We start from the raw sequence: 12,104 nt of genomic DNA, 5'->3' as shown, positions 1-12,104 counted from the left end.
GCCGTCTCGACAAGGCCGGTGGCCGCCTCGACGAGCCGGGTCAGATGTCGTCACGATTCGCCCAGGGATGCGGGCCGCCGCCGTCGTAGTAGCCCTCGTCGCCGTCGAACGCGATGTGGATCCCGGTGTCGGTCCGGCTCATGATCGGCAGGATCGTGGGGATCTTCGGTTCGGCCGCCAGGATCTCGGCAACCGTCGCGTACTTCGACAGCTCGGTGAGCTGAGCCCAGGTGGGGGGAAGCAACACCGACCGACCGGATCTCCAGTGTTCGAGTGATTCTGCGGGGGTCTGCCAGAGCACGTGTTCGGCCTCGCTGGTCTCGCCGTCGGCGTTCTGCCCTTCCGGGGCGGCGGCCACGAAGAAGTGCGTGTCGTAGCGCCGCCGCTCACCGAGCGGGGTGATCCAGCGCGCCCACGGGCGCAGTAGATCTGCGCGCAGGACGAGTCCTTCGCGGGTGAGGAAATCGCCGAAGGACAGTTCGCGGGCCTCGAGTTGCCCGCGCGCCTGCGCGTGGGGTGCGGTGTCGGCCAGCACCGACTCGGGGTCCTGCCCGGCGAGCAGGACACCACACTCTTCGAATGTCTCCCGCACCGCGGCCAGCACCAGCGCCTGCGCCCGCGCCGGTGTGACATCGAAGCGCTGCGCCCACCACTGGACATCGCGCCCGGTCCACCGCACCGAAGCCTCACTGTCGCTTCTGTCGACACCGCCGCCCGGGAACACGGTCATGCCGCCCGCGAAGTCCATACCCACTACACGCTGGAGGAGGAAGACTTCGACCCCCCGTGCCGAGTCCCGGACGAGCATGACAGTGGACGCGTCCTTCACCGGCACGGATTCGGGGTCGAAGGCGGTTGTTGAGCGTTCGTTAGGCATGGCCGGAGCCTAATCGATCCGGCCCGCGCGAACCCGCCCGGTCTCACCCGCGGCGGTGCCGCCCGGGCTCGCTCGTGCGGCGGGCGAAGAAGCGATCGTCGACCTTCTCCAGGGTGATCGACTGGCTGAACGCAGCGCTGAGGTTCTCCGCTGTGATCACATCGTCGATCAGACCCTGCGCAACGACCCCGCCCTCCTTGAGGAGCATCGCGTGGGTGAAGCCCGGCGGTATCTCTTCGACGTGGTGAGTGATGAGGACCGTTGCCGGCGCGTCCGGGTCGGCTGCGAGTGTCGCGAGCCGCGCTACCAACTCTTCGCGTCCACCGAGATCCAGGCCCGCAGCCGGTTCGTCGAGCAGAAGCAGTTCCGGATCCGTCATGAGGGCGCGGGCTATGAGGACCCGCTTGCGCTCCCCTTCGGAGAGCGTTCCGTAGGTGCGCCCGGCCAAGTGCTCGGCGCCGAGACTCTCGAGCATCTCCACCGCGCGCGAGGTGTCGATGTCGTCGTACTTCTCCCGCCACCGGCCCAGCACGCCGTACCCGGCAGAGATCACCAGATCGACGACCAACTCGTCGCGGGGGACGCGATTGGCGAGCGCGGACGACGACAGTCCGATACGAGGCCTCAGTTCCGACAGGTCGGTGCGGCCGAATGTCTCGGCCAGCACGTGCGCGGTGCCGGACGTCGGGAAGTCCTCGGCGGCTGCGACGCGCAGCAACGACGTCTTACCCGCGCCGTTCGGGCCGAGCACCACCCAACGCTCGTCGAGTTCCACCTTCCAGGTCACGGGCCCGACGAGGACATTTCCACCTCGCCGCACCAAAACGTCTTCGAATTCGATGAGCAGATCGGGATCAGGTTGTGCCACGCCGTCCATCTTCGCTCACGCCCGGACTCGGGACACGGCAGGATCTCCTTCGTGTCGTCATCCACTCGTGTGCACGCCCAGTCCGACTACGCCGCGGAGCCCGATCGGTCGCCGTTCCCGCTCGGCGCGACGCCGGTCGAGGGCGGTACCCGCTTCGCCGTCCACGCTCCCCATTGCGACCGGCTGCAGGTGTGCCTGATCGACGGCGACGGTCGGGAACACCGTGTCGACCTGCCCGATCGCACATTCGGTATTTGGCACGGCACAGTCCCCGGGGTCGGCCCCGGTCGGCGATACGGCTATCGCGCGTACGGGCCGTGGCGTCCGCACGACGGCCTCCGCACCAATCCGCACAAGATCCTGCTCGATCCGTGGGGCCGTCGGGTCACGGGTACCGATCTGCGGAACGACTCCGCGGACGCAGCCCGACTGCTCGCGTACGACGACGATCCCTTCGGCTCGATGTCCACCGCCGATTCGCTCGGGCACACGCCACTGTCCGTCGTCACCGCGGCCGCCTCCTTCGATACGGCCCCGAGCGATACGGCCTCGAGCGATACGGCCCCGAGCGATACGGCCCCGAGCGATACGGCACAGCATCGGCGACCGCGGACTCCGTGGGAGGACACCGTCATCTACGAACTGCACGTCGGTTCGTACACGGCCGTGCATCCCGGCGTGCCGAGCGCGCTTCGGGGTACCTATCTCGGACTGGCCCACCCGGCGGTGATCGGCTACCTCGTGCACCTCGGTGTCACCGCGGTCGAACTCCTGCCGGTGAATGCGTTCATGACCGAACCCCCGGTCCGGGCCCGGGGAATGCGCAACCACTGGGGGTACTCGACCGCGTCGTTCTTCGCACCACACCCCGGTTACGCGGTGACACCGGGCGACGAGATCGCAGAGTTCCGCGCGATGGTCGCAGCACTGCACGACGCGGGAATCGAGGTGATCCTCGACGTGGTCTTCAACCACACGTGCGAGTGGTCTGTCGCGGGACCGAGCCTGTCGTGGCGGGGGCTCGACGCTCCCGGCTACTACCTTCTGGACGACGACGGCCACGACATCGATCTGACGGGCTGCGGCAACACCGTCGACGGTGCGTCGCCGATCGCGGTGCGGATGGTGTGTGACAGCCTGCGCTACTGGGCGACGGACATGGGCGTCGACGGCTTCCGGTTCGATCTTGCGAGTGCGCTGGGACGTCCGGACGGCGGCGCGTTCGATGCGCGCGCCGCGTTGTTCACCGCCATCACTTCCGACCCCGTGCTCACCGACCGCAAACTCATCGCGGAACCGTGGGATGCGACAGCGGAGGGCTATCAGCTCGGCCGGTTCGGTGTGCAGTGGTCGGAGTGGAACGATCGCTACCGCGACGCCACTCGACGTTTCTGGGCACGAAATTCGGGAGTGCGTGAGATCGCGTCGCGCCTGACAGGGTCGGAGGACCTGTATCGACGCCATGAGCGCCAGCCGTGGATGTCGATCAACTATGTCACCGCGCACGACGGGTTCACCGTCGCCGACGCAGTCTCGTTCACGCACAAGCACAACGATGCGAACGGTGAGGAGGGCCGGGACGGGTCCGACCACAACGAGTCGGTGAACCACGGCATCGAGGGACCGACCGGCGACCCCGCGGTCCTCGCCGCGCGCGCCCGTCACGTCCGCGCCCTGCTTGCCACACTGCTGCTCTCGACAGGAACCCCGATGCTGCTCGCCGGCGACGAGTTCGGACACTCCCAGGGCGGCAACAACAACGCGTACTGCGTTCCTGCCGGGACGCCGGTGTCCGAGGCCTGGCCGCTCGACTGGGAACACGCCGATCATGAACGCATCGAGTTCGTCCGTGCTCTGTTGGAACTGCGGCGAAGGGTACCCGTACTCCGGCAACGTCGATTCTTCGACGGCCGGGCCCGCACCGTCGGCTATCCCGATCTGGTGTGGTTCGGACGCGACGGCATCGAACTGCAGGATGCCGACTGGCACGACGACGACCGCCACACGGTGCAGGCATGGCTCGACGGATCGGAGCTGGGAACGGTGACGCCGACGGGAAAACCGTTACCCGACAGCAGCGGTCTGTTCGTCCTGCACGCCGGTGATGCGACGAGCGTGACGTTGGCGGGCCCCGAGTGGTACCACGGCGACATCCGATGTGTGTTCGATTCATCCGCAGTCGACGGGCGTCCGGTCGAGTCCGCGGCATATCGCGTGGGCTCGTCGTTCTCTCTGACGGGCCCGACTGTGCTGGTGTTCCGGATCGCGGGCTGACGACCCCGGTCGTGGACGGCGGTCGTCAGCCCGCAGTGACGATCAGGACGCAGTGACGATCAGGACGCAGTGACGATCAGGACGCAGTGACGATCACGGTCATCGAGCCGGGTTCGACCTCGGTGAAGCCGGCGTCGCGCACCGGGACGCCGGTGCCTTCGGCGGCCATGACGACGAGTTCGGCCCACCGGTCGCGATCCGCATCACGAACCGCACACCGAAAACCTGTCGCCGCCCACGCCCGCGCCGAGTCGACGTCGAGCGCGCCGGCCAGCAGCATGGAGGCGTGGCCGACCTGTGCGGCGGCCTTGCCCACGGTCATCCCGAGTGCTGCGTTGACCCACAGGACCGGCACGCCGTCGGGGACATCGCCCGGGTCGTCGTGCGGGAGGTCCGTGCCGCCGATCTGCAACCGCGCGATCCGCGGATCGAGTCGGCCGACGGGGCCCGGGACGAGCGCGCGGGCCTGCGCACCGTCACGGTCGACGGTCACGCCGTCGACGTCCTGCGCAGCACGCCAGTGCGCCCCGCGGGCACGGCGGCTCACCTTGCGGATCCGGGCGTCGTTCCACGCGAGGAACGCGTCCTGCCACTCACCCGCTGCACCGTCCTCCCCGGCACCGACCCGAGGGTCCAGGCACAGTGCAACCGTCGCGACGGCCGCGGCCTCGAGCAGCGCGCTCCGGGCGGGAGGCTCGGCTTTGGGAATGTGCAGCACGAGAGGCATCGCGAGCACCGCGGACGGATCGTCCGGATCCTCCCGGTGACCGTACCCGCGGGCGAGTACGCCGTGCCTGGATTCGAATCCGGGATCGGCGAAGACCGGATGCGGCTCAGGCACCGTGCTCGATCGGGACACGCCGGAGCGTTCCGTCGCCGCGGTCGGCTGCTTCGATCTCCTCGCGCGTCACGCCCAGGACGAAAAGAACGGCGTCCAGGTACGGGTAGGACAGCGCGGTATCGGCGACCTCACGCAATGCGGGCTTCGCATTGAAGGCGATACCGAGGCCGGCTGCACTGAGCATGTCGATGTCGTTGGCACCGTCGCCGACTGCCACGGTCTGCTCGATCGGGACGCCGGCGTCATCGGCGAATTCCCGGAGCGCCCGCGCCTTCGCCGCGCGGTCCACGACATCGCCGATGACCTTGCCGGTGAGCTTGCCGTCGACGATCTCGAGGGTGTTGGCGCGCACGAAGTCGAGTTCGAGATCATGCGCGAGTCCTTCGATGACCTGACGGAATCCGCCCGAGACGACGCCGCAGCGGAATCCGAGACGACGCAGCGTGCGGATCGTGGTGCGTGCACCGGGCGTCAATTCGATCTGCTCGGCGACCTCGTCGATCACGCTGGCGGGCAGCCCCTCGAGAGTGGCCACGCGCTGCTCGAGCGATTCGGTGAAATCGAGCTCCCCGCGCATCGCCGCTTCGGTGACGGCGCGGACCTTGTCCTCGACTCCGGCATGGGCGGCGAGCATCTCGATGACCTCGCCCTGGACGAGTGTCGAGTCGACATCGAACACGATCAGGCGCTTGGAGCGGCGCGCGAGGCCACCGCGCTCGACGGCGATGTCGACGTCGAGTCCCGCCGCGAGTTCCGCGAGCGCCTTGCGCAATGCTTCGTCGGCGTCGGCGCCCTGGTCGGTGGCGGTGACCATCAATTCGAGGCCGGTGAGCGGATAGTCGGCGATACCGCGGATCGAGTCGATGTTCGCCCCGAGCGAGGCGAGCGTGCGGCCGACGGAGCGCATGGCTCGGGCGCTGACGGGGCTGCCGAGCACGACGACGGCATGGGTGGAGACTGCGCGGCCGTTCTCGGGGCGGGCCCCGACCTCGACATCGGCGTTCATGCCGATGGTGGCCATGGCCGCCTCGACCTCGTCCTGCAGGGCTTCGGGGTCGCCGGGGCATACCACCACTACGCCGAGCGTGAGCCGCCCCTTGATGACGACCTGCTCGACATCGAGCAGGTCCACGTCGTGGCGGCTCAACGCCGCGAACAGCACCGAGGTCACACCGGGATGGTCCGGGCCCGTCACCGTCACGAGCACAGTGGTCTCAGACGCCACTACGTCTCCGATCTTCGTCAGTCGAATCGTGCACGGGTCGAAGCACGTGCGCACCCATTGTTGCAGTCGCGTGCGCCCCCGACGTGCGGGGGTTCGGCGCGCGAGAACCGGCTTCGCACCCGGACGACGAAGACCCCGCCCGTGGTCGTGGGCGGGGTCTTCGTTACCGGTTCGGAGGGGTGGTGCGTCTAGCTCTCACCGGCGCGCGGGTGGTCGCCGGGAGTTCGATCCGCGCCCTCGAGCACATTCACGTTGTGCTTGTGGCTACCCGGTCCGACATGCGCTTCGGCGCGCATCCGCTCCACCATGTGCGGGTAGTGCAGCTCGAACGCGGGGCGCTCCGAGCGGATCCGCGGCAGCTCCGTGAAGTTGTGGCGCGGCGGCGGGCAGCTGGTGGCCCACTCGAGCGAGTTGCCGTAGCCCCACGGGTCGTCGACCGTGACGACCTGGCCGTATCGGTAGCTCTTGAAGACGTTCCACATGAAAGGCAGTGTCGAGGCGCCGAGGACGAAGGCACCGATCGTCGACACGATGTTCAGGTTGGTGAACCCGTCGGTCGGGAGATAGTCGGCGTAGCGGCGGGGCATGCCCTCGTTGCCGAGCCAGTGCTGCACCAGGAACGTCAGGTGGAAACCGACGAACGTGAGCCAGAAGTGCCACTTGCCGAGACGCTCGTCCATCATCCGGCCCGTCATCTTCGGGAACCAGAAGTAGATGCCGGCGTAGGTGGCGAACACGACGGTGCCGAACACCACGTAGTGGAAGTGCGCGACGACGAAGTAGGTGTCGTGCAGGTGGAAGTCCAGCGGCGGGCTCGCGAGGATGACGCCGGACAGGCCGCCGAAGAGGAAGGTGATCAGGAACCCGACCGAGAACAGCATCGGTGTCTCGAATGTGATCTGGCCCCGCCACATGGTGCCGATCCAGTTGAAGAACTTCACGCCCGTCGGCACCGCGATCAGGAACGTCATGAACGAGAAGTACGGGAGCAGCACTGCGCCGGTGGCGTACATGTGGTGCGCCCACACCGCGATCGACAGGGCCGCGATGGCGATCGTCGCGTACACCAGACCGGTGTAACCGAAGATCGGCTTACGGCTGAAGACCGGGAAGATCTCGGAGACGATGCCGAAGAACGGCAGCGCGATGACGTAGACCTCGGGATGGCCGAAGAACCAGAACAGGTGCTGCCACAGGAGCACACCACCGGTGGCCGGGTCGTAGATGTGGCCACCGAGGTGACGGTCGACGAACAGGCCCATGAACGCGGCGGTCAGCAGCGGGAAGACCAGCAGGATCAGGATGCTGGTGATCAGGATGTTCCAGGTGAAGATCGGCATCCGGAACATCGTCATGCCGGGGGCACGGAGGCACACGACGGTGGTGATGAAGTTGACACCACCGAGGATGGTGCCCAGGCCCATGACGCCGAGGCCGAGGATCCAGAAGTCTGCGCCGACGCCCGGGGAGTGCAGCTCACTGGTGAGCGGCGTGTACGCCGTCCAGCCGAAGTCTGCAGCGCCGCCGGGGGTCACGAAGCCGAGCATCACGATCGTCGCGCCGAACAGGTACAGCCAGTAGCTGAACGCGTTCAGTCGCGGGAACGCCACGTCGGGCGCGCCGATCTGCAACGGCAGGATGTAGTTCGCGAATGCGAACACGACAGGGGTCGCGTACATCAGCAGCATGATCGTGCCGTGCATCGTGAACAGCTGGTTGAACTGCTCGTTCGACAGGAACTGCAGGCCCGGAACCGCGAGCTCGGCGCGCATCAGCAGGGCCATAAGGCCACCGATGAGGAAGAACGACACCGAGGTGATCAAGTACATGATCCCCAGATCCTTGGGATCTGTGGTCGTGATCATCTTGTAGATGAACGAACCCTTGGGTCCCTGCCGCGGCGGGTATGGCCTTGCTGCAGCTATCTCTGGGACTGGCTGGGGCGCTACGGCAGTCACTAATCCTCCTGAATGCGCGCTCGACTCGGGCTGGAGGCGAACGGTCTCTCTGGCTTGCGCTCATCGAATCGTAGACCGTGCGCGCACCACTCGTTAACCGGGTCCTACTCGCTGTCGTACTCGGGCGTCACACTACCGCCGAAGCAGCGATCGGTGCACGAGCGAATCGCCGCATCGCGCCCGTCACGCACATCCGAGTGACACACATCACGTCGCGTCGGAATCGGTCGCGCGGAGGCGCGTTTCCGCGCGGCTCACTATGGCAGGATCGCCGGGGCCGATCTGCACAAGCGATAGTCTGATTCGTCCCCTCGACAGGAAGTGGTGGAATTGCCCGCGCACCGTGTCCGCATCGTCGCTCTCGCCGCCACCACGGCCGCCCTCGCGCTCGCCGGCTGTTCGGCTCCGGCCGACGACCCGGCCTCCGAGATCGTGCGCACCACCACCCGCATCGCGGGCGCCGCGGTGGTCGGTATCGAACGCGACACGACGACGGCGTGCGCGCTGCCGAGCCCCACCGACCCCGGTCTGCCCGCCGGCAGCACGCACGGTGTCATCCACACCGCCGGCGTGTCCGAGGTCCCGAACGATCCGCAGCGGATCGTCGTCCTCGACGCGGCGTCACTCGACGCCGTGTGCGCACTGGGACTGTGGGAGCGGGTCGTCGGCGTGGGCATCGCCCCGGACGAACGCCCCGAATACCTCGGTACGGGTGTCTCGGAGATTCCCGCCATCGGTTCGGCCGGCTCCCCCGATCTCGCTGCGATCGAGCAGGCCCGACCGGATCTCATCGTCGGCGCAGCGGCCGACACAGGACTCTACGATTCGTTGTCGTCCGTCGCACCGACCGTCGTCGTCGGTTCCGACCAGGTGTTCTGGCGGCAACAGTTCGAGCGCGTCGGCGAGTCGCTGGGCCGGTCCGAGGCGGCACGCAGGGTGCTCGAGGAGTACTCCCTCGCAGCGAGTGAACTCGGTCGCGAACTCACCTCGTCGCAGACACAAGCGTCTCTCGTGCGCTTCACCGGCGACGGACCCACCATCGACGGCACCGCGTCATTCCCCGGTCAGGTCCTTGCCGACCTGGGGGCCGCGAGACCGGCCCCCCAGCGGTTCGGGGTCGAGGACGGTCGCGCATACCGACCACTCGACACCGAGGACCCATCGCCTGCCGACGGAGATGTGATCTTCGTCCGATTCGACGGACCGGACGGCCTCGATCGGGGTACGGAGTACATGAAGCGGGACGAGTGGCTCGATCTCGGTGCCGTCACCGACAACCGGCTGTTCTCCGTCTCGGACGAGGTGTGGTCCACGCCCGGCCCGGTCGCGGCCCACGCAGTACTCACAGATCTGAGGGACTCGCTCAATGGCTATTCGAACTGACATCACCGCAGGTATCCGCCGGATCGGGATCACGCTCGCGGGCGCACTCACGCTGGGCACACTGGTCGTCGCACCGGCTACCGCCCAGCCTGTCGTCCACCCGGACATCGAGGTGTTCGCCGCCGACGGTGTGACTCCTCTCGGCGACACTCCCGTCCATGAAGGCGACACGGTGGTCGTCCGCGGTACCGGGTTCGACCCCGAGGCCAACCGCACCGGCGGACTGCCCCTTCCGGTGCCGCCCGGTGTTCCGCATGGCACCTTCGTCTCGTTCGGCGGCTTCTCCGAGCACTGGCGCCCGTCCGAGGACGCACCCACCGAGAGTCGCGCCACGGTGCGCTCCACCAATGCGTGGGTGTTGTCGGAGCGTGCCCTGAACCAGGTTCCGGATCGGCCGTTCGACATGCGCCGCACGGTGCGGCAGCAATGGGTTCCGCTCGCCGACGACGGTTCGTTCGCGGCAACGATCACCATCGACGCCCCCGAGACCGTTCCCGATGATGCCCGGTACGGCATCTACACCTTCGGAGCGGCCGATGCCGTCAACGCCGAGCAGGAGCTGGCGGTGCCGGTGAACTTCGATCCCTCCCCCGGACCGAACGCCCCGGTGGCACCGTCCCAGGATCTCGTGTGGGGATTCGCACCCGGATACAGCGACCTCGTCACGGGAACTACGCAGGGCTCGGTCGTCGGCAGCGACGGCGCCTCGGTCCGCGACGACGGGACGATGACCTTCGAGCTCTCCGAGGCACGGATCGACACGACCACGGGCTTCGGACGCATCGAGTACCGAGGCACGGTCGTGTCGTTCACACGCTTCCATCTGCTCGAGATCGCGCTCGCGAATCCGTGGATCGAGTTCACCGCCGATGGCACCTACCTCACCGCGGAGTCCTCGACCGGCGATCAGGTGGGCACCGACTCGATGAGCCGCGTCACGCTCGCCCGGCTCGATACACCCGCCGAGGGTGGACGCACCGAGTGGAGCGACGTGCCGGCCCAGTTTGCGGTGCCGCTGCAGCCGACCGTCCTGCTCCCGTACTCGGGGCAGGCCGCCTCCCCGGTGTCGTTCCACTTCTGAGGCGTTGGGATAGACACGCATGCCCATCCCTGATTTCGTCGCTGCCCTCCGCACTCACGTCGGCCATGACCCGCTGTGGTTGTCCGGGGTGAGCGCAATCGTCCTCGACGATGACGGGCGCGTCCTGCTCACCCGCCGCGCCGACAACGGCAAGTGGGCGGTGGTGTCGGGCATTCTCGAGCCCGGTGAGGAGCCGGCCGCTGCGGCGGTCCGCGAAGTGGCGGAGGAAACCGGGGTCCACGCCGAGATACTCCGGCTCACGAGCGTCGACGTCACCGAGCCGATCACCTATCCCAACGGAGACGTCGCGCAATATCTGGACGTCTCGTTCGTGATGCGCGCGACCGGCGGGTCCGCCCGGGTCGGCGACGACGAGAATCTCGAGGTGGCGTGGTTCGCGCCGGACGAGTTGCCGACGCTTCTCGCTGCAACGTCAGCGCTGCTCCTGGGGAAAGCGCTCGCGGACCGCAGGGAAGCGTGGTTCCGCTACCCCTGACAGCCCTCGGGACTCTTGCAACCGATACGGACATGCACCCGCTTCCAGGAAGGGGGTGCATGTCCGTATGTGGGGCTTCTACACGGGAATCAGAAGTCCCAGTCCTCGTCTTCGGTGACGACAGCTTTGCCGATCACGTACGAGCTGCCCGACCCCGAGAAGAAATCGTGGTTCTCGTCGGCGTTCGGGGACAATGCCGACAGGATCGCCGGGTTCACGTCTGCCTCGTCCTTCGGGAACAGCGCCTCGTAGCCGAGGTTCATCAGCGCCTTGTTGGCGTTGTAGCGCAGGAACTTCTTGACGTCCTCGGTCAGCCCCGCTTCGTCGTACAGGTCCGAGGTGTAGTGGGTCTCGTTGTCGTACAGTTCCAGCAGCAGATCGAAGACCCACTCCTTGAGCTCGTCGCGCTCTGCCTGCGAAACCTTTTCGAGGCCCTTCTGGTACTTGTAACCGATGTAGTAGCCGTGCACCGCCTCGTCCCGGATGATCAGGCGAATCACGTCGGCAGTGTTGGTGAGCTTGGCCCGCGAAGACCAGTACATCGGCAGGTAGAAGCCCGAGTAGAACAGGAACGACTCGAGCAGCGTCGAGGCGGCCTTGCGCTTGAGCGGATCGTCGCCCTGGTAGTAGTCGAGAATGATCTGCGCCTTGCGCTGCAGGTGCTCGTTCTCCTCCGACCACCGGAACGCATCGTCGATCTGGCGGGTCGAGCAGAGCGTCGAGAAGATCTGCGAGTAGCTCTTGGCGTGCACCGACTCCATGAACGCGATGTTCGTCAGCACCGCTTCCTCGTGCGGCGTGACCGCGTCGGGGATCAGCGACACGGCACCGACGGTGCCCTGGATCGTGTCGAGCAGGGTCAGGCCGGTGAACACGCGCATGGTGAGCTGCTGTTCGTATTCGGTGAGCGTGCCCCACGACGGGATGTCGTTGGAGACCGGCACCTTCTCGGGCAGCCAGAAGTTGCCGGTGAGGCGATCCCACACCTCGGAATCCTTCTCGTCGGGAACGCGGTTCCAGTTGATCGCCGACACGCGGTCGATCAACTTGATCCGGGCCCCGTCTGCGGGTGAATGCGATACAGAGGTCATCGGTTACCTA

General features: G+C 67.1%; 10 protein-coding genes. 4 read left to right on the top strand and 6 right to left on the bottom strand.

Annotation, left to right across the window (positions count from 1 at the left end):
• Positions 1 to 40: 40 nt before the first annotated feature.
• A complete protein-coding gene (locus Q7514_RS08960) occupies positions 41 to 877 on the bottom strand; it encodes an NUDIX hydrolase (RefSeq protein ID WP_330132894.1) in 837 nt (278 codons plus the stop codon).
• Between the two features lie 43 nt (positions 878 to 920).
• Positions 921 to 1,754 carry an ABC transporter ATP-binding protein gene (locus Q7514_RS08955; protein ID WP_330132893.1) on the bottom strand — a complete coding sequence of 278 codons (834 nt, stop codon included), beginning with the start codon at positions 1,752 to 1,754 and terminating at the stop codon, positions 921 to 923.
• A gap of 42 nt (positions 1,755 to 1,796) precedes the next feature.
• Between Q7514_RS08955 and glgX the strand changes: the two genes are divergently transcribed.
• Positions 1,797 to 4,019: a glycogen debranching protein GlgX gene (gene glgX, locus Q7514_RS08950; protein WP_330132892.1), complete on the top strand. Its 2,223-nt coding sequence runs from the start codon at positions 1,797 to 1,799 to the stop codon at positions 4,017 to 4,019.
• A 76-nt stretch (positions 4,020 to 4,095) separates the two neighbouring features.
• Here the strand turns inward: glgX and Q7514_RS08945 are convergent, their stop codons facing one another.
• The 3 genes from Q7514_RS08945 to ctaD all read right to left on the bottom strand — a co-directional run bounded on the left by Q7514_RS08945 (position 4,096) and on the right by ctaD (position 8,043).
• On the bottom strand, positions 4,096 to 4,878 hold the full coding sequence (locus Q7514_RS08945; RefSeq protein WP_408016060.1) for a peptidyl-tRNA hydrolase: 783 nt from the start codon (positions 4,876 to 4,878) through the stop codon (positions 4,096 to 4,098).
• The gene (serB, locus tag Q7514_RS08940; RefSeq protein ID WP_330132891.1) at positions 4,853 to 6,085 is read right to left on the bottom strand and encodes a phosphoserine phosphatase SerB; all 1,233 of its coding nucleotides are present in this window, start codon (positions 6,083 to 6,085) and stop codon (positions 4,853 to 4,855) included. The genes Q7514_RS08945 and serB overlap by 26 nt, the downstream gene beginning before the upstream one ends.
• A 188-nt stretch (positions 6,086 to 6,273) precedes the next feature.
• Positions 6,274 to 8,043, bottom strand: a complete 1,770-nt coding sequence (gene ctaD, locus Q7514_RS08935) for an aa3-type cytochrome oxidase subunit I (RefSeq protein WP_132470877.1) — start codon at positions 8,041 to 8,043, stop codon at positions 6,274 to 6,276.
• 324 nt (positions 8,044 to 8,367) lie between these two features.
• Between ctaD and Q7514_RS08930 the strand changes: the two genes are divergently transcribed.
• Genes Q7514_RS08930 through Q7514_RS08920 form a run of 3 tightly spaced genes read left to right on the top strand, consistent with a single transcriptional unit; the run spans position 8,368 to position 11,003 of the window.
• Positions 8,368 to 9,426, top strand: a complete 1,059-nt coding sequence (locus tag Q7514_RS08930) for an iron-siderophore ABC transporter substrate-binding protein (RefSeq protein WP_330132890.1) — start codon at positions 8,368 to 8,370, stop codon at positions 9,424 to 9,426.
• Positions 9,410 to 10,507, top strand: coding sequence for an HtaA domain-containing protein (locus Q7514_RS08925; protein WP_330132889.1), 1,098 nt, complete (start codon positions 9,410 to 9,412; stop codon positions 10,505 to 10,507). Before Q7514_RS08930 ends, Q7514_RS08925 begins: the two co-directional genes overlap by 17 nt.
• Positions 10,508 to 10,526: 19 nt before the next feature.
• Positions 10,527 to 11,003, top strand: coding sequence for an NUDIX hydrolase (locus Q7514_RS08920; RefSeq protein ID WP_330132888.1), 477 nt, complete (start codon positions 10,527 to 10,529; stop codon positions 11,001 to 11,003).
• An 89-nt stretch (positions 11,004 to 11,092) separates the two neighbouring features.
• Here Q7514_RS08920 and nrdF read toward each other — a convergent pair whose 3' ends face one another.
• A complete protein-coding gene (nrdF, locus tag Q7514_RS08915) occupies positions 11,093 to 12,094 on the bottom strand; it encodes a class 1b ribonucleoside-diphosphate reductase subunit beta (protein WP_330132887.1) in 1,002 nt (333 codons plus the stop codon).
• Positions 12,095 to 12,104 lie beyond the last annotated feature (10 nt).

The sequence above is a fragment of the Rhodococcus artemisiae genome (assembly GCF_036327795.1).
GTDB lineage: Bacteria > Actinomycetota > Actinomycetes > Mycobacteriales > Mycobacteriaceae > Rhodococcus > Rhodococcus artemisiae.
The sequence above is the reverse complement of the archived record's forward strand: the minus strand, read 5'-3'. Positions and strand labels throughout refer to the sequence as shown.